The organism is Nostoc sp. EspVER01 (assembly GCF_034530635.1).
In the GTDB taxonomy this organism is placed as follows: Bacteria; Cyanobacteriota; Cyanobacteriia; order Cyanobacteriales; family Nostocaceae; genus Nostoc.
On sequence record NZ_JAVRCS010000002.1, the window covers coordinates 210501 to 232299 of the forward strand.

Here is a 21799-nt window from a genome sequence, read left to right on the forward strand (position 1 = left end):
GGGCGGAGTTTACCCTACTTTGTGCCTTAAGAAAATCTGTCTTAGTGAGTAGATTGATGGGAGATGTCAGGAAAACATGAAAGAAATCCTTTATTTAGAAGTTCCAACTCCAGAAACAGAAACTGTGCGTAGTTGGTTACAAACAGATTTTGAACCTGGAAATGGAGAAAAAGTACTTACCTCGGAAGGTTTTCGCCTTCAAATACCCAGTGCTACTACACATACTGGAGTGAGTCTTTCCGAAAACTTGCCTACAGAACTTTCGGTATTTGTCTGGTCGGTGCAACGAACTACCTATCTGAAAGTGTTTCGCTGGGCAGAAAAACCCTTTCCCGGTGAAGGAAAAATTCTGCAACGGTTGACCAAGGAAATTAGAAGCCGTTTTCCGCATCATTACCCAGAACCGCCAACAATTGATTTATCCCAGCAATCAATATTTGACGCACTAGGCTCGACTTACCCCCTTACCGTCAAGTATTTTCAGAAAATGCCCAACGGTGAATATGACCTAACTCGTGCCTATTGGTGGGAAAAACGATGGCGCGAAGGGGTGCGGAATCCGCAGCAGCCTCGTCAAGTGGTGTTTTCGCCAGGGAGCAGCACTTCTCTACGAGAGGCTTCGCTCAGTGACCGAGGAGAAGTAGCAGGAAGGCTTTCCTCTCTGCCCCTTGTGTCCCATACTCAGTACGACATTATCTATGTCGGTGGCGCACTCGGTGCAATCCATGCGGCACTGATGGCAAAACTCGGATATAAAGTCTTGCTAGTGGAACGAATGCCCTTTGGGCGGATGAACCGAGAATGGAATATTTCGCGCGACGAGATTCAAAGCTTGGTTAACTTGGGTTTAGTCACCCCCGCTGAGTTAGAAACCATCATTGCCAGGGAATACAAAGATGGATTCAATAAGTTTTTTGATGCTAATAATCCAGCCAAACTGCGATCGCCCGTCCTCCACACACCCACAGTCCTAAATTTAGGTTTAGATTCCGAAAAATGGCTCCAAATGTGTGGGCAAAAACTGCAAGCGGCAGGCGGTGAAATTTGGGATGAAACAGAATTTATCCGTGCAGATATTGATATATCACAGGTAGTTTTGCAAGTCAAGCACTTGCCCAGTCAAATTGAGAAGCAAGTAAGTGGACGACTGCTAATAGATGCAATGGGAACTGCGTCACCCATTGCTTGGCAATTAAATGGTGGTCGTGCCTTTGATAGTGTCTGTCCGACAGTGGGAGCGGCAATTGAGAGCGGATTTGAGCCGGGAGTATGGGATTCCCAATATGGGGACGTTCTTTACAGTCATGGAGATATTTCGCGGGGAAGGCAGTTGATTTGGGAATTGTTTCCCGCAGCTGATGATGAACTGACGATTTATTTATTTCATTACCACGAAGTCAATGCTGAAAATCCTGGTTCCTTGCTGGAGATGTACGAGGACTTTTTCACAATTTTGCCAGAGTATCGCAGGTGCGATATGGACAAATTGGTGTGGAAGAAGCCGACATTTGGGTATATACCAGGGCATTTTAGTGTAGGAAGTCGCGATCGCACAGTTGCCTTTGATCGATTGATTGCGATCGGTGATGCAGCATCACTCCAGTCTCCCCTCGTTTTCACCGGTTTTGGTTCCCTAGTTCGCAACTTAGAGCGCTTAACAACGCTGTTGGATACTGCCCTCAAACATGACTTGTTGAGTTTCCGCCACCTGAACCAAATTCGCGCCTACCAAAGCAACGTTTCCGTGACTTGGCTATTTTCCAAAGGGATGATGGTTCCCACAGGGAAATTTTTACCACCCCAGCGGATTAACTCTATGCTCAACACCTTCTTTGGGCTGTTAGCAGACGAACCGCCAGAGGTAGCAGATAACTTTATCAAAGATCGGTGTGATTGGTTAACCTTTAACCGCCTAGCACTCAAAGCCGCTAGAAAAAATCCTGCCTTGCTTTTATGGATTTGGGAACTTGCTGGGCCCAGGGATTTGCTCAGATGGCTTGGTAGTTATTTCAACTTTGGTCGTCATGCCCTAGTTAGTGCTTTATTAAGTCCGTGGTTCCCGCACTTCTTAAACCGGGTAGGTTTTTGGCTAGAACCCCGGAATCCAGGCTTGTGGCTGTGGCTATTGGCGATTAATTATGCGATCGCCACAGGCAAACCGCGATCGCCAAGTCAGGTAGCAAAAAGCAACCCAGAAGCCATAATTCCGAAGTCAGAAGCAAGGATTCTGAATTAGTCATGAGTCATTAGTCATTAGTATTAGACAAATGACTAATGACAACTAATTCCTAACTCTTGGGGCGAAAATTCGGCAGTTCTACAGATGCCAATGACTTACGCCCCTTGGGTGGACGCTGGGGATAAACTACTGGTGAAGGTGAATTGTCATCATTGGTGCTATCACCTAATGACTCTGAGGACAAATCACTTGCTGACAATTGTGAAACTTCTGACCAGTAGTCTTCAGTTTCTCCAACAGGCGTTTCGGTTTGAGATGGATTAGAGGAAAGCAGTAAGTTATTGGCTGGTGAAAGCACAGAATCCGTCGTCCAAGAGGTAGAGGTAGTTGCAGGAGGATTAATTTCTGCCTCCAAATCTTCCTCCTGTGGATTTTCTAGTTCCTCATCGTCTTCTAAGATTGTTGCTAAAGTCTCCCAAATAGGAACATCACTAACATCCGTTTTCGCAGCAGGTGGTGGTGATGTAGATGCAGGCTGGGAGGTGAAAAACATTTGAATTAGACTATCTAATTGCTGATCTAAATTTGATGAACCCGAAGGTGAAACCGCTTCCGTTGTTTCTGGAGAATCATCAACTTGTGCAGATGGCGCAGGTTGTGTTGGTGTTGGCGTGTCTTTCTTAACTGTCCAGTTCCAAGGAGATGATGGCGGCGTCGCAGAGGCTTCATTTCTTTGGAAGGGGATTGGTGCTGAAGGTTCACCCCAAGAATTATCTAGATCGTTACTCAAGGATTCTTCTTCTGCTGACCAAGGTTGAATTGGCTGTGCGTTAGGAAATAAAGACCGAGCTTTTCTAGAAAATCTTCCTTGGCTACTAGTTATGTCTTTAGGATGTTTTGCAGCATCCTCTAAGGAGTCATAGCTAGGAACCGATGTATCTAGACATTTTTCCAAAGCTGCTTTGAATTGCAGCGTCTGGCGTTGTTGTCGCATCAGTCTTGTACGTAACTCCCGACAAACATTTTCTGATTGCAATAACTGCTGAGATTGTTCGTTGTTATTAGTGTGTAGCAACGTACATTCTCGCTCTAACTGGGCCAGGCGTTGTTGGCTAATTTGTAGCTGTGCTTTATAAGTATCAGTGAAAATTTCCTGACGTTGAACAGTTTGTACAGCAGTTTCTAATTGTTGAAATAAAGATTTTATCTGTTCTTGAGCCGCAGCTAGTTCCTGAGTGTGTTGGTTGAGCATCGACTCACTAACGCTAGAACGCGTTTTCTGCCACTGCAAAACCTTTTCTGACTCAGCTAGGTTGTCTTTTAGCTGCTCCACTTGTGCATACAAATTATTGTTAGCCGCACGTAATTCTTCGTTCAATGCCAGCAGGTTCTGAAATTCCGAGTCAATAAGTGCTTGTTTGCCGCTTTCAGGCTCTGCAACCCAGTCCTGCTGGGTGGTATCTTGTGAAAATTGTCTATCTTCAGCTGGCATGAGGAGTGGCAGTTTTTTAACTGTCATATTGTCATTAGGCACAACTGAGTAAAAGGGACAACTCGCCTGTTCTGATTGTGGCGAATTAGCAGAATTTAGGGATTCCATCACAACCCCCTTGTTTGAGGTGTCAGCTTCATTCATCACTCTTGACTCACCTGCTTAAAAATATTCAGCAGCGCTGGCATTAGCATTGCTTATAAACTGTGTCTAATCAGGGTTTGCTCTAGAAGCTAAGTTTAACTCTCTCCAAGCACCAGCAATTAATTATCAATTGGTGTTCCCCATTTTGTATCTAGACTGATGCCGTTATAACACTATGATGCTCTGCCCCGTCAAGAAGAGGTATAAGGGGAACTCTGGCCGCCTTCGAGGATAGGTGGGAGGGAGGAGAAACCCGATACATTAAAAATTAAACTGTATTGGCTAGCTGAGGAAGTTTTTGACATGAAAAAACTGCCTAACCTTATACTTTATTTTTTATAATCGCATCTGTCTTAAGAGATAAATTATGATTGTCTCCTGAAATACATTTTGTAATGCCTTATTTAGTACCTAAATATAGATATCCGTACAAGTATCTACTGTTCAATGATAATTCTGTAATTTTAAGCGATCGCTATTTAATGTCAGCAAACAACTAAGAGCTTTCGCTATAACTGCAATGTTAAGAGATCCCGAAATACGCGAGTAAATACTTATAAAGTCTTAACAAAGACGTAACAAGTCGTCTAAGTAAAATATAAAACTTTTTTAAAGAGTAATCTCAACTTAGTTAGGGCTTTTTTCTCGATAAATACATTGCCAGTAAGCAATTGCAGGTTTTATTGGTTATAAGCTTTTCGATCGACTTATCTTCAATACGTCAAGTTTGTTTAATGACTGGAATAAAATCGTTTAAAGTATACTTTACTACTTAGAAATATTGTTTACACTGTATACTAATTTACGATAAAAATATTGAATTTGAGCATTACTACGGATACTCATTTTAATTATTTTATTAAAGAATAATCGTAATAACCGCGTTTTCTATTAGAAATAAAGTAATTATAAAGACCATAATTACTGGCAATTTATCTGGTTGTAGCGCGAAATAAAGTGCTGCGGCAGTTAGGCTTTTTCAAAAAAATCAAAATTTCAAATAGGGGTGCTAAAGATGACTGATGTACTTGGAATGGGCGTAAATATCAAGCAAGAGACTGCTAAATTGCCGCTGCTTGTAGAAAATTGTGACAGCTTTTGGGACAAAGAAATCAGACCGTTATTTACAGATGAGTCTCTATCTTTCAAGGTGAAAACTCTTAACGGAAACTATGTCAAGTACGTCAACTTGGATAATGGAGCTACAACCACACCATTTGCAACCCTGAAGCAATACGTGGACGAAATGCTTGACACCTATGGCAGTGTACATCGAGGTTCTGGGCAAAAATCCATCATCACTACACGAGAATATGACGCTAGTCGGAACGTGATTCGGGACTTTGTAGGGTCATCTTCAGACAACTATGTCATCTTTGCGAAGAATACAACAGAAGCAATTAACGGAGCCGCCACACTGTGGGCAAAAAAACCTGGGAAAATCTTAGTTTCTGATATTGAGCATTCATCTAACCTGCTGCCTTGGGTTACTAGAGACGAAGTTGTGCAGTACAGAACCCAGCCCGATGGAAGTGTAAATGTCGCAGAAATTGAAGATATTTTTAAAGCACACCAAAATCTCCCCGAAGCCGAGCAAATTAAGTTAGTAACTATTACAGGTGCTTCGACAATTACAGGTTACAGACCCCCAATTTACGAAATTGCAGCTTTAGCACATCGGTATGGTGCGAAGATATTTGCCGACGTGTGTCAGTTAATTCAGCATGAACGAGTTGATATGCGTGCTGATGATGACCCATGTCATTTAGATTTTGTGGCTTTCTCTGGACACAAGATGTATGCCCCTTATGGAACCGGGGTTTTGCTGGGGCCAAAGGAATTTTTTGATAGTTCCTACCCTTATCAAATTGGGGGTGGAAACCTGCCTTATATCACCAGAAACCTAGAGATTAAGCGTTTTTATACAGAACGGGCCCATGACCCCGGAACACCAAATGCAATGGGTGCGATCGCCATTGCCAAGGCGATTGAAATTATCGAAGAAGTGGGGCGCGATCGCATTGCTCAGTATGAACACTCTCTAGTTGAATTTACATATACACGGCTGGGGCTGATTTCTGGTGTCAAAATACATATCCCCGGAGATAACTTAGCCCATGTTATTCCCTTCGATATTGATGGATTTGATGGACGCTTAGTAGCAGAAATTTTGGCACAAGAATACGGTATTGGCGTTCGGGCTGGGGCTTTCTGCACTTATGAATATATTCGCAAACTCAAGAATGTTTCAGACGAGAAAGACTATGAGATTGCTGAGGAAGTAGATAGAGGAATTACACGTAATATTCCTAGTATTATCCGAGCCAGTTTTGCTGTATATAATACATTAGAAGATTGCGATCGCTTTATAAATGTGATCGCTCAAATAGCTAAAAACGGATTGGCTCACTATTTGCCACACTATACCCAAGATCAGATAACTGGTGTTTGGACAGCGATAAACAGCTAGTTTTTTCAGAGCATTGGAAGAAGCAGAGGGGCAGAGGCGCAGAGGGGAAAGACTTACTGCAACTTCTCCCCTACTCCTTCATTCTCTATATTCTTAATTACGAATTACGAATTAAAAGGGGGTAATAGCTTGAGTGATAAAAACCTCTTTGACCAGGAAGATTATCTACAGGCACGGGTTGATGAGTGCATCTGGCAAAAAAGTACAGATGCGGGTATTTCGCGCCAGCGCTTTCTGAAAATACTTGCCACTATGGTTGGTGGCACAGCCATTGCAGGGTTAGCTAAACCTGCACCTGCTCAGAGTCAGACAGCTATTAAAACTAAAGGCAGCAAAATACTTAAGCCATTACCACCAGGGTACATCTCTCATAGCAAAGGCACATTAGAGATGAACTGGGAAGCGATGTATGGGCGTGGCTATTTAGTACCAAATGATTGGTTCTATGTTCACAACCGCAGCGCACCGCCGACCTTTGAGCCATCTACATGGCGTTTGCAAATTCATGGAACTGGCGTTTCTGCCCCCTGCGAGTTTACTTACGATGAAATCATCGCCATGCCATCCATCTCAGTCACTTGCGCTATTGAGTGTGCTGCTAACGGTCGGCGCTTCTTTGAAGAAGCTTACAACACACCACTCCCTGGAACACGGTGGAGACTTGGGGCTATTGGTGTGGCTGAGTGGACTGGTGTACCACTTGGTATGTTATTAGAACGATCTGGACTGAAATCCACAGCAAAAGATGTACTCGTTGAGGGTGCAGATGTGGATTCGTTGGACTCAAAGGAAACAAATAAATCCAAGTTCAGCAGTGTAGTTCCAATTAGCAAAGCATTAGCAGATAACTCGCTTGTCGTCTACGCCATGAATGGAGAACCATTACCTCCAGATCATGGTCAGCCGTGCCGTGTGTTATTCCCTGGTTGGGGAGGAAACGCCAACGTTAAATGGATTGAGCGGATTGAAGTTTCTGAAACACCGATATATACCCAGTGGGTGACAGAGCAGATGGTGCTGGTTGGTGCAGACTACCCAGCGATCGCACCCTATAAAGGTAAACTGATTACCTATCAAAATGTTAAGAGCGCTTTCGAGTTGGCTTGGCCAGCTACGCTTTCGGCTAAAACCCACTTACTACGCGGACGTTCTTGGTCTGGGAAAGGAAAGATTGTCCGTGTAGAAGTCAGCCTAGATGGCGGTAAAACTTGGCAATTTGCACGACTGAGAGAACCAAATTTTCCATTTGCGTGGGTACGCTGGGACATTGAATGGAATCCACTTCCTGGGGAATATTTTCTCCAGGCTCGTGCTACTGACAATTTAGGTAATACACAACCGAGTACAGTTCCGTGGAATGACTCTGGATTGCTTTACGGAGGTGTTGTTAGCCATCCGGTGACAGTACAAGGTTAATCACACCAAGTCAGTCTTTAGAAAAAGAATTATTTATGATTGATTTTAGTTGGTTAATTTTAGTGAGTGGGGGTTTAATATCTGGAGTCATAGCTGGACTTTTAGGAATAGGTGGCGGTATTATCACAATTCCTCTTTTAGTCACACTAGGTTATACTCCCGTTCAGGCGATCGCTACTAGTAGCCTTGCTATTGTGATTACTTCAATTTCTGGAAGTTTGCAGAATTGGTGGATGGGCTACTTTGACTTTAAACGAGTAATATATTTAGGAATTCCAGCTTTTCTAACTACTGGAATAGGTGTATATTTCGCCAATAAAATTCCATCTTATATAATACTCTTTACATTTGGCATCATACTACTTGCTAATATCTATCTGATTGAGCTTCGCAAGCAACTGTCATTCCAGGAAAAAGAAGATACAGTCCCAGTATTTAACCCATTAGTTTCTAAAATTGGCACTGGGGGAGCAGCAGGAATTTTAGCAGGTTTATTCGGCTTAGGTGGCGGTACGATTATGGTTCCGCTGCAAATGTTATTACTGGGAGAAGAAATTAAAGTAGCAATTCAGACTAGTTTGGGCGTGATTGTCATCACTGCTTTAGCTGCTTGTACAGGACATACATTAGAAGGAAATATTCTGTTTACTCAAGGTATAGTTCTGGGATGTGGCGGTCTTTTAGGCGTTCAAATGAGTACTCGCACATTGCCAAAACTACCAGATTATACTGTGAGTTTAGTGCTTCGTATTTTCTTAGGAATACTATCAATTTATATTTTTTGGGAAGCTTGGATAAATTATCAACAAATCATTATTAACTCGTAATTCGTATAATTACAGCAGGTTTAATTTATTTTCACCACATACCTTGTAGTGAAATAGCAATGATCGTAGGTGTTCACTTAAGCTAAAACGATTTTCAAATCTTGTTTCCAGCCAGCCATAGGCTGGAAATGTTACTCATTGTGCTACTACCAAAGTCAGGAAGGCGGAGCGGAGCCTCAATGAGGGTTATTCCTAGTCCATTGGTGAGAACGAGGCAACCTAAATTTGATGTTTGTAGTAGTGTCCACCCTACAGTTATTGCTAATCACAATTACGAATTACGAATTACGAATTATTCGCTCAAGGTAGCCACCGGGGATGAAACCCAGCTAAGGGCAGTTGTTCTGGTCTAATTTCAACAGTTGCAGCATCAGCGATGGGCAACAGAGGCATTAACCACAGGCTACTGGTATCGATCGCATCTCCATCATCAGTTTTCAAAGTGTTTGTGGGTAATGATGCTGGGGGATTTGTCTGCGGTACTACTTGGTCAAATAACAAGCCCAAACCATCAGCAGATAAACTCATTTGCACATTCCGTTGAGCAGGAGGCAGTACTAACAATGGTTTCTGTTGCCCAGTTTTCAAATCAATTGCCACCACATAGGGCTGTTCTATGTATTGTTCCTTGGATACTAGCTGTGTTAACAAACAGTAGAGGGTGGGTGAGGCGATGTCAAATTGGCAACTGAGAATTGAACCTGTTGTTTTTAATAGCTGTTTCTGCACACCTTGGTTTGTTACCAAAAACAAATCTCGCGTGTAATCTGTATTAAACTTTACCATCGCGGCTTGAGAGCCGTCTTTGGAGAAAGCCTGTACTAAACCAAACTGTGGCAGAAAATCCAAAGGTTTACTGGCATCACCTTGCAGTGGTAAAATCGCTGCTCCCTGTCCTTGAGCAACTGCTACGGCTTTACTATCTGGTGTCACCATAAAGTCTCCTCCCGGCTGGCTTTTTAGACGTTTCGGGGTGGGTTTTTCTGCTGAACCATCACTGGTTGCTGGCATAAACCATAGCCCAAAATCGCCAGGATTATTTTTATTTCCCCGCTGGATGACAATAGTTTGCCCATCAGGTGATAAGTCAAATTTCAGGTTTTGATAATCTTTACTATCTAAAGTCAGGTCAACTTTGCCTTCTGGTTCTGCTTTTTGTCCAGATTTAGCAGAAACGCCAGTTGTCACCGTATACAGTTGGGCTGAAAGTAAGTCTTGATTGTTTGCGGCGCGAGCAGAAAATAAAATTTTCTCCCCATCAGGAAATGACTCAAAGTCGATTACTATCAGGTCTTTGGGGGTAAGTACCCTTTTTTGCTCTTGGGTTAAGTTGTAAAGAACCAAGCGTCCCTGTTCTTCTTTGTCGGTTCCGATATAAAGGATGACGCGATCGCGTGTACGGAAACTACCTGTAAAGGGCTGTATGACCCGATTTTTACCTTCTTGCTCCGCAAACTTATCTTTAGCTCCTTGTAACTGCACTTTATAATTTGTGCCATAAGGTGCTGGTGTCACCAGTGTATAAACCATCCGCCGCCCTGCCCAACTGAATTTACCTGCTAGGGGTGGCTCAATTTTCAAGTTATCCTCGACGCTTTTTGCTTCCATTGGGCGGCTGAAGGTGAGGGTGAAGGAATTATCTTCTGCCCCAATTTGTTGATTTTGCCAGGTAAATTCCCGGACACGAGCAGTTACCACATCACCTTGCAAAATGATTAACCCAATCAGCACACTCAGCAGTAGCATTAGTGCGATCGCTATACGATCCAGTGGTTGGAATGCTTTAGATTTAGTCATTTGTCATTTGTCATTTGTTATTTGTCATTTGTCATTTGTCATCAACAAATAACTAATAACTATAAGGATTCTCCGGTTGAGGAATCTTTTTAAAAGAGGTAGCGGCAATGGTAAGTTGGCGTTTACCTGCCAAATTTTCTGTCACCATTTGTCCTTCTACTTCTAGCCAGGTATCAGGAGAGTAACGCTCTTGATTATTTTGTAGTTTAACGGGCAATCCCACAGGGTAAGCATCTGCTGCACAGCAAGTTAAGACAAATCGTGCTAAAAACAAATATTCTTTTCCTATATCGGGCGGGTGGATCACAAATCCCTGCACCTTGACTTTTTGTCCTGTATATGCGTCTGGTTCTGGATAGACATTTACAGTGCGTACCCAGTCTACAAGCGATCGCTCTTCTGGACGAACAGTAACCCGAAAGGCTTGGGGTTTGACACGTGTGCTTCCCAATAAATCAGTCGTCACACCCCTTTGGAGTGCTTTGTCACTAGCAAAAACTTGCGGTGTAATGATAAAACCTAGAATTGCTGTAGTCAACAATAAACCACTCCCCCAACCAGGGGGAAATAAACTAATATGCTGGGTGTTTGGCATAACATCACGGCGACGCCGTTGCCAAAGTTCCTGCATCTTGAACAAACCAATAATGATGAAGCTGATACCACACACAATCACCAACCAAAAGTAATTTGGGTGAATCAACAGGTTCAGCTTGTTAGTTAGCCAATATCTCAACATCAAAATACCCCAAGCAGTAATTGCTAGGGCATCCAGCCAAGGGAGTAACAGATTTGGGATTTTAGATTTGGGATTTTTGTTAGCCATTGGTCATTAGTCATTGGTCATTAGTCATTGGTCATTAACAAAGGACAAATGACAAATATTTTTTTAAAAGACGTGTAAATTCAGAAAAAGAGTGAACAGAAATGTCAACTGTGCTGCTAACGCAAACAAGTAAAAGATAGTTTTGGGTTTAAAAATAGATAACATCAAACCAACGCTTTTGATGTCAATCATTGGGCCAAACACCAGAAATGCCAGCAATGAACCGCTGCTAAAGGTTGAGGCAAAAGATAAGGCAAAGAAAGAATCGACTGTAGAACAAATTGATACCACTACTGCTAATATCAACATGACCACAATTGAGCTAATGGGCCCAGCACCCAAACTGAGAATTAATTCACGGGGAGCTAGGACTTGAATAGCAGCAGCGATCGCACTTCCTAAAATCATCACTCCGCCCAATTCTCGCAATTCTTGGATGCTATTATCCACAACTAGGCGCAGTTTAGCTGCCAGTGGTTTATCAGCAGTAGAGACTGAGGTAGGCGGTGCTAAATTAGGATCTATCCGTAGAGGGATACCTGCTTTTCCTCCTAAGATATAAGTCCCGGATTGCAACAGATTCGGTACTGTTTCTTCTTGTTGTCCTTGATAAGGCTTACCACGGCGTTTGGTTTGGGGTTGCGCGGGTGGATTAAACTTCATATAACGAGCGATCGCAGGTTGGACTATGGGATTTAAGTCCTTTTGAAAACTGAAAACAAACCCGATAATTGTGGCAATTGTTAGGGAAAATACGACTCGTAAGACTACTATTTCTGGCTGATCTCGAAATGCTGTCCAAGTGGCCCAAATTACAACTGGGTTAATTGTTGGTGCTGCTAGCAAAAAACCAATTGCGACTGGTGTGGGTACTCCTTGAATCAGGAATCGCCGCGCTACCGGTACATTCCCGCACTCACACACCGGAAACAAAAAGCCGATCATGCTGCCAACTAAAGCACCCAACAGCGGGTTTTTGGGCATTTTTTCTACTAGTTTGCGCTCATCAACAAAAAATAGCAGCAAACTGGAGAATAAAACCCCAAGAAGCAAAAAAGGCATCGCCTCGACTAGCAGACTTAAAAATAGCGTAAAACCATTGTTCAGTTGATTCATGTGCGTCGCAGTCAAAAGCGGTTTTTAGTTTTAGGGTTCTGCCTAGTCATTCTATCGAAATGGGGATCAAAAGCAGTTCGGGAAAATTAAACATAATTTAAGTAGCAAGTTATCCTATCTTAAAAATAGCGGTTAAGCACTACAAACCTTGGCTTCACACGAGTTTGTGACTTTTAACTGAGTGCATTTACTGACGATGACCATTTCTAAGATTGTCTAAGTTCAGAAATTGTTCCTATCTAGAGGGCAAGTAACTGCACAGATTAATTTGAAATTACCTATGTTTATACTTACAGTAATTTGCTGGATAAGATATTAGTTCGGCTGTATTTTCATCAAGTATTCACAGTTCTTCAAGATTTTGGTAGGCGTAGCCCGCACTTCGGCAAGCTCAGTGACCATCGTAGACATAACTATTGGTTGTTACCATCATTGATTTTGACTAGTTATAGCAAAATTTGATCTGAGCTTTGGTTGATTTTTTACTACAAAAACTCTAAAAAGGCAAGACCAAAGTTTAGCAGATACGGGAAATGATTGGGGAATTTTTCGGTGTTAGCGATAGCCTGACTTTCTATATGACGTGAGAATTTGAGCTATGGCAAGTCACAAAGCCTTAAAAGGAGCGTCAAAATGATATCCCCGACTTCTTAAAAGAAATCGGGGATATAGTCTATTCTTTCACGATTATTTTGCCCGATCGCAATTACTTTCGTTTTGTTGGAATCCCCCAAATCTTGATTAGTCGATCGAATCCACCACTGGCAAGAACTTTACCATTTGGACTAAAAGCGATCGCACTTACCCAGTCTGTATGTCCACTTAGTGTATTTATTAACTCCCCTGTAGTTAAATCCCACAATTTAATCCCATCTCTACCAGCACTAGCAAGGGTTTGTCCATCGGGATTAAGAGCGATCGCATTTACCCAGTTATTATGTCCTGTAAGGGTGCGGACTAATTCTCCAGTATTAATATTCCACAATTTTATGGTGCGATCGTGGCTAGCACTAACTAATGTTTGTCCATCTGGTGTAAAAATCACATCGCTAACAGCACTAGAATGAGCTACCAATTCACTGATTAATTTACCAGTACTCAAATTCCACAGCTTGATTACACCCTTATTATCACCACTAGCCAAGGTCTGTCCATCAGGACTAATGGCCAGAGTATAAATCAAATTATCAAAGCGTACTATAGTTCCTAGAGGGCGCTGCTGTAGCAAATCCCAGAGACGAATCCCATCCAAAGCTCCACTGACAAGAACTTTACTATCAGGAGATACCGCTAAAGATAAGACGTTACTAGTATGTCCGACAAAAGAGCGGCTAAATTTAAAATTTTTCAGGCTCCAGAGGTTAATCGTATTGTCATCACTACAGCTAGCGAGGGTTTGCCCATCTGGTGAAATCACTAAAGATTCTACAGCTGCTTTGTGTGCTTTGTTAATAGTCGCTAATTTTTTGCCCTTTGCTAAATTCCACAAGCGAATGACACCCTCGTTTTCTGCACCTCCACTCACAAGCATTCTGCTATCTGGACTGAAAGCGAGGGATTTAACAGTTCCGTTATGCCCTTTGAGTGTGTAAATTAGTTGAGCATTAGCAAAGTTAGTGTTAACTGGGGGGGAGCTTGGCGTTACTTCTTCAATGGCAGCATGAGCTTGATGAATATAAAACCCTTCCCAGGTACTCACTGGAAGGGCAACAGCTGCCATAAATGCCAGGATAATATACGGCCGCAGAAAATTACCGCCACCTCTTCCCTCACTACTCACTCTTTTTCCTCACTTTTACAGATACAGTTAAACCCAATAAATTTTGCAGAGTTATTTTAAGTCATAACTCTGCATATCCTAAAGAGGTGGTTTTTTCTTAGAAACGCTTAACATTGGTAAAGGCGCACTAGAAGAACGAGAGGGCAAATAATGTTGCACTACAGGCTCTTCTGGTAAAGGACGACGTTGCTGAAAACGCCACAACTTAAAGCCTAGCGCTATCCCTGCCGTTCCCAAACCAAAAGCAAACAACGACCAGCTATCATTCAATCCGCCAATCAGGGCATCCATAACGCCCATCGTCATCAGTACACTGATTAGTGGGTCTTTTCGGTAGGTTGACTTCAAAAAACGAGGTAATACAGCATTCATCACAGCTTGGTTGGTTCCAGTTCACCTTTTGTGTATATTTACCAAGAATACCTCACCCATAATTTGCCTTTCTCATTTAAGGCAGACACTAATTTATGATTTTTTTAGTAGGGGGAGGAAATTTACTCATTAATCGCCTTGCACATATTAGTTGCAAGTCTATGATATTTCAATCACTAATAGGTATTTCGATTCCTCTCTTGCTTACATTCTATGGCAGTTATTTATGAATAAGTCTAATTAATGTATCTAGGGCGAAGTACTCCACTATAAATTATTGAAGTCAAAACCAACTGGTTGTTCCAGCTGGTTGTAACTCTTTTAATTACTAGCTTACAACTTCAAGATCGTGCTTGTTGATGGCACTACTTCAGACCCAGCCATGATAGCACCCCTTGATTGGTGACATATTCAATCACCAGCATCAAACCAAAGCCAATCATTGCAGCTCGACCATTCAAGCGTTCGGCGTATTCGTTAAAGCCAAATTTAGGCTCTTCTAGTTTCGGTGTAATTGTTGGTTGTGTTTGTGTCATTTTTTAAGAAACCTTATTTTTGGCAAACGGGACTTGATATCAGACTTCTGGTAGAAGTCACAGAAAGTGGGGATAATCGCTACTTGCTTTTCATGGTGTCTAGAAAACCCCTCTATAAATCTCTCTCCTTCTAAGAGAGAGACTTTGAAGTTTTCAGATGACATTGAAAAGTCAAGTTAACTTAAAAGCTGATTGCAATGCTGGAATGCCAAGATGACTTGAGAAATTCAGCAAAAGCTTCCTAGTCAAGAGCTATACAATCGCTTTTTTAATAAATTGTTACTATTCTTTATATATTGTATAAATACTGGGGCAATAGTCAAGGGTAAGAGTTTGGGCTACTCAGATTGAATTAAGAAAGTTAGAACAGAGATTAGGTATCTCTAATCCAGCTATCTCTAATACGGAACTAGCAAGACGGAAGTAGCAAGCTTGAGATTGGAAGGCTACAGTTAAACAAAAAAATTATCAGAGGCGATATATGGAAATCGGCGTTCCCAAGGAAAATAAGGATCAAGAGTTTCGGGTAGGGTTAAGTCCTTCTAGTGTGCGGGTGCTGCGAGAAAATGGTCATAGTATCTTCGTCGAGACACAAGCAGGTAATGGTGCTGGATTCTCCGATGACGACTACAAAACTGCTGGAGCCGAAATTGTCTCCACATCAGAAAAAGCTTGGAATCGGGAATTGGTTGTTAAAGTCAAAGAACCGCTGACATCTGAGTATAAATTTTTGCAAAAAGGGCAGGTATTATTTACTTATTTACATTTAGCAGCCGATCGCAAGTTGACAGAGCATTTAATTGATTGTGGCACAACTGCGATCGCTTACGAAACTGTAGAACAACCTGGTGCTAACAGACTACCTTTGCTCACCCCCATGAGCGTGATTGCCGGTCGGCTAGCAGTACAATTTGGGGCCAGATTCCTAGAACGTCAGCAAGGTGGTAGAGGAGTTCTTTTGGGCGGTGTCCCTGGAGTCAAACCAGGTAAAGTAGTAATTTTAGGTGGCGGCGTTGTCGGCACAGAAGCAGCTAAAATTGCCGTAGGGATGGGTGCGATCGTCCAGATTTTAGATGTGAGTGTCGAGCGTTTATCTTACTTAGAAACCCTTTTTGGCTCTAGAGTTGAATTGCTTTACAGCAACTCTGCTCATATTGAAGCCGCAGTCAAAGAAGCCGATTTGCTCATCGGTGCAGTTTTAGTGTTAGGACGTAGAGCGCCAATACTAGTATCCCGCGAATTGGTTAAACAAATGCGTCCTGGTTCGGTAATAGTTGATGTAGCCGTTGACCAAGGCGGTTGCATAGAAACTTTACACCCAACATCCCATACAAATCCGGTATACATTGAAGAAGGTGTGGTGCATTATGGCGTTCCTAATATGCCAGGAGCAGTACCTTGGACAGCAACTCAGGCACTTAATAATAGTACATTACCTTATGTCGTCCAGTTGGCAAATTTGGGAATTTTGGCACTGGAGGTTAACCCAGCATTAGCTAAGGGTGTGAATGTGCAGAATCATCGCTTAGTGCATCCTGCTGTGCAAGAAGTGTTCCCTGATTTGGTAAATTAAGATGTTCAAGGATTAGGCGATCGCTTATTTTAATAGAGGTAGCGATCGCCAATCAGACTCATTTTCTTACCAAATGCGCGGATGGGTAGATGTACAAAATGAGAAGGAGCGAAAAAGGCTCTACGCTCCATCTATACAAGACTTTGAGGGCAATGGTACTTTCAAACCATCCGCGCACCTTATGGGAATTGGGTTTCAGCGATTTGCATCTTGTGATATCACTATTCCCTGTGTTATGATTTGCTCATTCGCGCAACTGAACCTTGAAAACCAAATACAGCAGCGCTTTCAGAAGGCAGCGATTGCAATTTAATAAAATCCCTATTAGGGATTGAAACATCTTTTTCTATTAAACGTACGTGACCTTGCTTTCTTATTGCAATTTAATAAAATCCCTATTAGGGATTGAAACCAACCAAATACGTTTCCGGGCTGCCCGTACACATTATTGCAATTTAATAAAATCCCTATTAGGGATTGAAACCTACCAGTCGGCTTAAAGCGTCGGTCTTCGAGGTATTGCAATTTAATAAAATCCCTATTAGGGATTGAAACACTGTAGAAGGCTTTTGCTGAGGTACTTCTGATTGCAATTTAATAAAATCCCTATTAGGGATTGAAACTCAACTGTTCGGGAGCAGGATACACAGGCTTCTGTATTGCAATTTAATAAAATCCCTATTAGGGATTGAAACGGATCTGTTGGAGATAGCACCCGATTTTTATCAAATTGCAATTTAATAAAATCCCTATTAGGGATTGAAACACATATTGGGCATGGTGGGCGATTCATTCTTCCAGCATTGCAATTTAATAAAATCCCTATTAGGGATTGAAACAGACCGTTTTTTGGTGAGTTCGCTGTCCGCAAATTGCAATTTAATAAAATCCCTATTAGGGATTGAAACTAGCCAACGAATACTACCGACAGCTACCCGGTCGCACATTGCAATTTAATAAAATCCCTATTAGGGATTGAAACATCAAGTTGCCCCAAGCTGTTGATGTTGCCAGTAAAATTGCAATTTAATAAAATCCCTATTAGGGATTGAAACCTGTACATCACCTAGCCAAGAATACCCGGTGTAATTATTGCAATTTAATAAAATCCCTATTAGGGATTGAAACACACCATCAATATCTAGTTTCAGTATGCCCACCGATTGCAATTTAATAAAATCCCTATTAGGGATTGAAACCTACCACTTCTTCATCTGTGAGCGTATTTTCGCATTGCAATTTAATAAAATCCCTATTAGGGATTGAAACGCAAGAGAATTTTTTTAGCATCCGTGACGAGCGATTGCAATTTAATAAAATCCCTATTAGGGATTGAAACTTAGAAATTAAAGAATTGGCCGCCGATGAAACATGGATTGCAATTTAATAAAATCCCTATTAGGGATTGAAACGTGTAGCCTAAGAAGCACAATATTTATGCCGTAATATTGCAATTAACTAAAATCTCCTATTATATGGATCGCCTTTTCAACCCAACAATTCGTCTATGGCTACACTAAAACCCAGTAATACTTTTTGAGTGCTAACCACATCACCAGCTTTAAACCCGCAAACCTGATTATCAGTCATAATAAAAACTAACCGACTTTCAGGAAATACTAGCCAAACTTCCTCGCAACCAGACTGCAAATACTCCTGTGCTTTGAGAAATAATTCTCCAGCTAAATCGGTGGGTGAAACTATTTCAGCAATTAGTGGGAAACTTTGTGGCAAAGTAGGAACATCACCAAACTGAGCTACCAATTCAGGCGTAAGATAAGCCACATCAGGACGGCGACCCTGTTTATATGTGCGACAAGGTACTTCAGTATAAACTTTCCCACCTTGTTGATTGGAGTTGATGTAACTTCTCCAGTAAAAACCAATATTAAACTGAATTTCGCTATGTTTTAATGTCATTCCTGTTTTTTCTACCAGTTGCTCGTCTACCCACTCCATCCCCTCTGGAGGATTTGCCATGAAGTCTTCTAATGAGAGGATTTCGGGGACGATTACAACATCATTGTGTTTGGAAACTAACATTGTGAGCCTCCATTTTGGCTAGTTAAACATTCAAAATTAAAAAGAGTTACATAAAGAGATTTAAACCCTAATTGAAATAGTGGTATTCAAGCGATCGCATCACTTTTTGCAACCAGCAATATCACCCCAAGCTAGGTTAAAATCAACTTATTAAAGCATTACCAAACTACCTTCTGCTTCTTCCTCTAGTTCATAACCATTAGCCAATTTTTCAATTGCTTGGTCAATCATTGCCAAACCCTGATCTACTCTTTCAACTAAACTTAGCTGTCCTCGGAGTTCGGCAGCACCAACAAAACCCTTAGCATACCAAGTCATGTGCTTACGGGCTTGACGTACACCGCGATCGCCTTTATATTCCCACAAGGCTTGTAAATGATCTCTTGCACATTCCAAACGCTGAATTGGGGTTGGTGATGGTAATATCTCCCCTGTTTTCAGAAAATGATCGATTTCTCCCACCAAAAACGGATAACCCAAAGTCCCACGGGAACACATGACGCCATCAGCGCCAGTTTGCTCTAAACATTTAACTGCCGCTTCAACGGAAAAAATATCTCCGTTCCCAATCACTGGGATAGAAAGCACTTCTTTTACACGGGTAATCCATTCCCAACGGGCATTACCATTGTACCCTTGGGCGCGGGTGCGTCCATGTACCGTAATCATTTTTGCCCCAGCATCTTCCATCCGCTTGGCAAAGTCGAGAATAGTAATTTCGTTGTCATTCCAGCCAATACGAGTTTTTACTGTCACAGGAACATCAACAGCTTTTACCACTTCCCGCACAATTGCCTCTGCTACCTCTGGTTGTCGCAACAACGAAGAACCACCACCATTTTTAGTGATTTTATTAACCGGACAACCCATATTGATATCAACAGTATCAGCACCTTCGGCAACTGCCTTTATAGCTGCTTCTGCCAGGAAATCTGGACGGCAATCAAATAGTTGAATGCTAATTGGGCGTTCATTTGGATCTACCTCCATGATTTTGGGTAACTGCTTGACATAATGCAACCCCGTAGCATTAACCATTTCGGTATACATCATCGAATCTGGCGCATAGCGACGCACGAGACGGCGAAACACCATATCTGTCACTCCAGATAGAGGCGACTGGAGAACCCGACTTTTTACCTCAAAGGAGCCAATCTTTAAGGGTTGGGAGAGTCTAGCTTGAAGAATAGGAGAGATGGAAATCATAGAAAAAATTAAAAATTATGGGAATGAGAAATAGTAAAAATATGTAGATAAATCCGTGATAAAGGATACAGTAAAATTTAAGTTAGTTAGGTACACAAGCTAAGTCTCAAAGCCAGGTATAAAGCCTGTTTTACTTCTGACTTCTGACTTCTGACTTCTGAATTCAGAATTCTGCTGTAATTGTAGATTACGTATCCTGACTTGGAGGCTGTTTTTGCATTTCTTGTCGAATCTCTTCTAGGCTCAAACCTAACTCTTTCGCAGTTTCTTCAAAACTCAATCCCAATCTCAACAACAAAGGTATCATTCTAAACTTTTCTTCACGCGCTCCTTCTTGCTTGCCTTCCTGTTTACCTTCTTGCTTGCCTTCTTGATAAACTCGTGTTTGTTTCAAATCACTTAACCCAAACATACCTTCAATCTCCTCTCGACTCATCATCGGAAACTTATAGACTAATATTGTCTCTATCAATTCTAGTAACTGCCGCCGTTGTGGTTCGATATTGATTTCTTGCTGGGTTCTCTCTATTAACTGCCTAGCAGCGATAATAGTTGTCTCCTCTTCATCGACGACTAATTTCATCGTAGCAATTCCAACTGGCAATGATGCAGTTTCACCTAATTCATTAAGATAAATGCGACTGATGCGCTGGCTAGCGAAAAATTCACTGTAATTCTTGATATCTGCTGTATCTAAACTGCGATTGGGATAGATAACTACTCCTCGCCAAGAATTTTTCGGTTTATTTTGGCGTAAGTATAAAGAAATTTTGGGTTGCATATTTGCGGAATGATTTTACTATTTTTGTGGGATAGGCAACATGAGCGTCCCTTGTATTTCGGGGCGGGCAGGATGCCCACCCCACAAGAATCATCCCTTAATTCAGCAACGCCAAAAATTTCTGAAAATAAGCGTTTGCTTGATTTCAATTGAGGAGACTTGATAAGTCTCTGCCGTTTGGGGTGGATTGCCAATTAATTTAAAAAAAATGCCAGGAAGTTCTTGAAAAAGACGATAAAAAATGCTGTCAGTTTTCACACTTGATGTATTGCGGTGATTTAATCAGTTAGATTTTACCGTGAAATACTACTGATAAAAATTAGTAAGCCGATTGCGAGAAGCAATCGGCATAACAAATTGATGATAATTTAGTTGCAATTTAGCCGTGAGTTGCACCTTGAGGAGGACGCGAGACAACTTTTTTAGCTAAACCCAAAGTCTGCAACACTAAGATACTCCACCAAGTAACATCAATTTCCCACCAAGACAACCCAGATTTCGCCATGTGGGGATAAGTATGATGGTTGTTGTGCCAGCCTTCTCCATAAGTGACGATGGATACCCACCAAAGATTACGAGCGCCATCATTGGCATCAAAGGTGCGATAACCCCACAGGTGTGATGCTGAGTTCACAAACCAGGTTGAATGCCAAAGTAAGACACATCTGAGAAACACTCCGTAGAATACAAAAGGCCATCCTCCTAATGCATATAGGAGCAGTGCGAAGGGTATTTGCAATAGCAAGAAGTAGCGATCTAGCCAACAATAAAAGGGTTGTCTGGCTAAATCAGGGGCATATTTTTTATAGGTGTCATAGTCAAAAAATTCTGGACGTGGGTAAAAAATCCACAATATATGGCTCCACCAAAATCCTCTTTGAGCAGAATAGGGATCTAAATTGATATCTTCTGTGTGGGCGTGATGCTGGCGGTGTCCACCTACCCAAAAAATTGGCCCCCCTTGCAAAGCCAGCGCTCCAATGAGGGCGATCGCATACTCTAACCACTTAGGAACCTGAAAACTTTTATGGCTCAGTAGTCGATGATATCCCAGGCAAATACCAATACTCCCGAATAACCAGTGGAGAAACACTAGCAAACCTAATGCTGGCCAGGAGAAAAACCAAGGAGCCAGAAGTGCTAAAGCATGAAATGTAGCAAAAAATACTACATTTGTCCAACTGAGTTGAGGTGACTTGCCTCTCTCAGGAGCGAACGCCCCAAAATTTGCGGTCATAAAA

At 41.9% G+C, this 21799-nt stretch carries 15 protein-coding genes, 1 pseudogene and 1 CRISPR repeat array; of the genes and pseudogenes, 5 read left to right on the plus strand and 11 right to left on the minus strand.

From position 1 onward, the window contains the following. The first annotated feature begins 76 nt into the window (after positions 1-76). Positions 77-2236, plus strand: a complete 2160-nt coding sequence (locus RMX69_RS02955) for an NAD(P)/FAD-dependent oxidoreductase (RefSeq protein WP_289795234.1) — start codon at positions 77-79, stop codon at positions 2234-2236. Positions 2237-2288: 52 nt separating this feature from the next. Here the strand turns inward: RMX69_RS02955 and RMX69_RS02960 are convergent, their stop codons facing one another. Further along, positions 2289-3815: a hypothetical protein gene (locus RMX69_RS02960; protein ID WP_289795235.1), complete on the minus strand. Its 1527-nt coding sequence runs from the start codon at positions 3813-3815 to the stop codon at positions 2289-2291. A 1015-nt stretch (positions 3816-4830) separates the two neighbouring features. On the opposite strand from RMX69_RS02960, the gene RMX69_RS02965 reads away from it, so the two are divergent. The 3 genes from RMX69_RS02965 to RMX69_RS02975 all read left to right on the plus strand — a co-directional run bounded on the left by RMX69_RS02965 (position 4831) and on the right by RMX69_RS02975 (position 8528). After that, positions 4831-6285 (plus strand): aminotransferase class V-fold PLP-dependent enzyme, encoded by a 1455-nt coding sequence (locus RMX69_RS02965; protein WP_322636478.1) that lies wholly within the window; start codon positions 4831-4833, stop codon positions 6283-6285. A 129-nt stretch (positions 6286-6414) separates the two neighbouring features. Then, positions 6415-7701, plus strand: coding sequence for a sulfite oxidase (locus RMX69_RS02970; RefSeq protein ID WP_289795237.1), 1287 nt, complete (start codon positions 6415-6417; stop codon positions 7699-7701). A gap of 35 nt (positions 7702-7736) precedes the next feature. Continuing rightward, positions 7737-8528, plus strand: a complete 792-nt coding sequence (locus RMX69_RS02975) for a sulfite exporter TauE/SafE family protein (protein WP_322636479.1) — start codon at positions 7737-7739, stop codon at positions 8526-8528. A gap of 300 nt (positions 8529-8828) precedes the next feature. Here the strand turns inward: RMX69_RS02975 and RMX69_RS02980 are convergent, their stop codons facing one another. The 6 genes from RMX69_RS02980 to RMX69_RS03005 form a co-directional block, all read right to left on the minus strand. Further along, positions 8829-10325, minus strand: a complete 1497-nt coding sequence (locus tag RMX69_RS02980; RefSeq protein WP_322636480.1) for an Ig-like domain-containing protein — start codon at positions 10323-10325, stop codon at positions 8829-8831. A 52-nt stretch (positions 10326-10377) separates the two neighbouring features. After that, entirely contained in the window at positions 10378-11151 is a 774-nt protein-coding gene (locus RMX69_RS02985) for a TIGR03943 family putative permease subunit (protein ID WP_322636481.1), read from the minus strand. 63 nt (positions 11152-11214) lie between these two features. Then, positions 11215-12267, minus strand: coding sequence for a permease (locus RMX69_RS02990; protein ID WP_322636482.1), 1053 nt, complete (start codon positions 12265-12267; stop codon positions 11215-11217). Positions 12268-12973: 706 nt separating this feature from the next. Beyond that, positions 12974-14047, minus strand: coding sequence for a WD40 repeat domain-containing protein (locus RMX69_RS02995; protein ID WP_322636483.1), 1074 nt, complete (start codon positions 14045-14047; stop codon positions 12974-12976). Between the two features lie 78 nt (positions 14048-14125). Beyond that, positions 14126-14419: a hypothetical protein gene (locus RMX69_RS03000; RefSeq protein ID WP_289795243.1), complete on the minus strand. Its 294-nt coding sequence runs from the start codon at positions 14417-14419 to the stop codon at positions 14126-14128. A 365-nt stretch (positions 14420-14784) separates the two neighbouring features. Next, positions 14785-14955, minus strand: coding sequence for a hypothetical protein (locus RMX69_RS03005; RefSeq protein ID WP_099099534.1), 171 nt, complete (start codon positions 14953-14955; stop codon positions 14785-14787). Between the two features lie 481 nt (positions 14956-15436). On the opposite strand from RMX69_RS03005, the gene ald reads away from it, so the two are divergent. Beyond that, positions 15437-16528 (plus strand): alanine dehydrogenase, encoded by a 1092-nt coding sequence (ald, locus tag RMX69_RS03010; RefSeq protein WP_322636484.1) that lies wholly within the window; start codon positions 15437-15439, stop codon positions 16526-16528. Positions 16529-16829: 301 nt separating this feature from the next. After that, positions 16830-17940: direct repeats of the CRISPR family, unit length 37 nt; unit sequence ATTGCAATTTAATAAAATCCCTATTAGGGATTGAAAC. Between the two features lie 76 nt (positions 17941-18016). On the opposite strand, the gene RMX69_RS03015 is transcribed toward ald, so the two are convergent. The 4 genes and pseudogenes from RMX69_RS03015 to RMX69_RS03030 form a co-directional block, all read right to left on the minus strand. After that, the gene (locus tag RMX69_RS03015; RefSeq protein ID WP_322636485.1) at positions 18017-18571 is read right to left on the minus strand and encodes a Uma2 family endonuclease; all 555 of its coding nucleotides are present in this window, start codon (positions 18569-18571) and stop codon (positions 18017-18019) included. A 150-nt stretch (positions 18572-18721) separates the two neighbouring features. Next, the gene (gene dusB / locus RMX69_RS03020; protein ID WP_289795245.1) at positions 18722-19777 is read right to left on the minus strand and encodes a tRNA dihydrouridine synthase DusB; all 1056 of its coding nucleotides are present in this window, start codon (positions 19775-19777) and stop codon (positions 18722-18724) included. A gap of 187 nt (positions 19778-19964) precedes the next feature. After that, positions 19965-20816, minus strand: a pseudogene (locus RMX69_RS03025) (Rpn family recombination-promoting nuclease/putative transposase). A gap of 121 nt (positions 20817-20937) precedes the next feature. Beyond that, positions 20938-21795 (minus strand): acyl-CoA desaturase, encoded by an 858-nt coding sequence (locus tag RMX69_RS03030; protein WP_289795246.1) that lies wholly within the window; start codon positions 21793-21795, stop codon positions 20938-20940. Positions 21796-21799 lie beyond the last annotated feature (4 nt).

Bases quoted from the DNA above. Each gene is read 5' to 3' on its own strand.
- RMX69_RS02955 (WP_289795234.1), top strand. From the start codon at position 77: ATGAAAGAAATCCTTTATTTAGAAGTTCCAACTCCAGAAACAGAAACT.
- RMX69_RS02960 (WP_289795235.1), bottom strand. From the start codon at position 3,815: ATGAATGAAGCTGACACCTCAAACAAGGGGGTTGTGATGGAATCCCTA.
- RMX69_RS02965 (WP_322636478.1), top strand. From the start codon at position 4,831: ATGACTGATGTACTTGGAATGGGCGTAAATATCAAGCAAGAGACTGCT.
- RMX69_RS02975 (WP_322636479.1), top strand. From the start codon at position 7,737: ATGATTGATTTTAGTTGGTTAATTTTAGTGAGTGGGGGTTTAATATCT.
- RMX69_RS02980 (WP_322636480.1), bottom strand. From the start codon at position 10,325: ATGACTAAATCTAAAGCATTCCAACCACTGGATCGTATAGCGATCGCA.
- RMX69_RS02985 (WP_322636481.1), bottom strand. From the start codon at position 11,151: ATGGCTAACAAAAATCCCAAATCTAAAATCCCAAATCTGTTACTCCCT.
- RMX69_RS02990 (WP_322636482.1), bottom strand. From the start codon at position 12,267: ATGAATCAACTGAACAATGGTTTTACGCTATTTTTAAGTCTGCTAGTC.
- RMX69_RS03000 (WP_289795243.1), bottom strand. From the start codon at position 14,419: ATGAATGCTGTATTACCTCGTTTTTTGAAGTCAACCTACCGAAAAGAC.
- RMX69_RS03005 (WP_099099534.1), bottom strand. From the start codon at position 14,955: ATGACACAAACACAACCAACAATTACACCGAAACTAGAAGAGCCTAAA.
- ald (WP_322636484.1), top strand. From the start codon at position 15,437: ATGGAAATCGGCGTTCCCAAGGAAAATAAGGATCAAGAGTTTCGGGTA.
- RMX69_RS03015 (WP_322636485.1), bottom strand. From the start codon at position 18,571: ATGTTAGTTTCCAAACACAATGATGTTGTAATCGTCCCCGAAATCCTC.
- dusB (WP_289795245.1), bottom strand. From the start codon at position 19,777: ATGATTTCCATCTCTCCTATTCTTCAAGCTAGACTCTCCCAACCCTTA.
- RMX69_RS03030 (WP_289795246.1), bottom strand. From the start codon at position 21,795: ATGACCGCAAATTTTGGGGCGTTCGCTCCTGAGAGAGGCAAGTCACCT.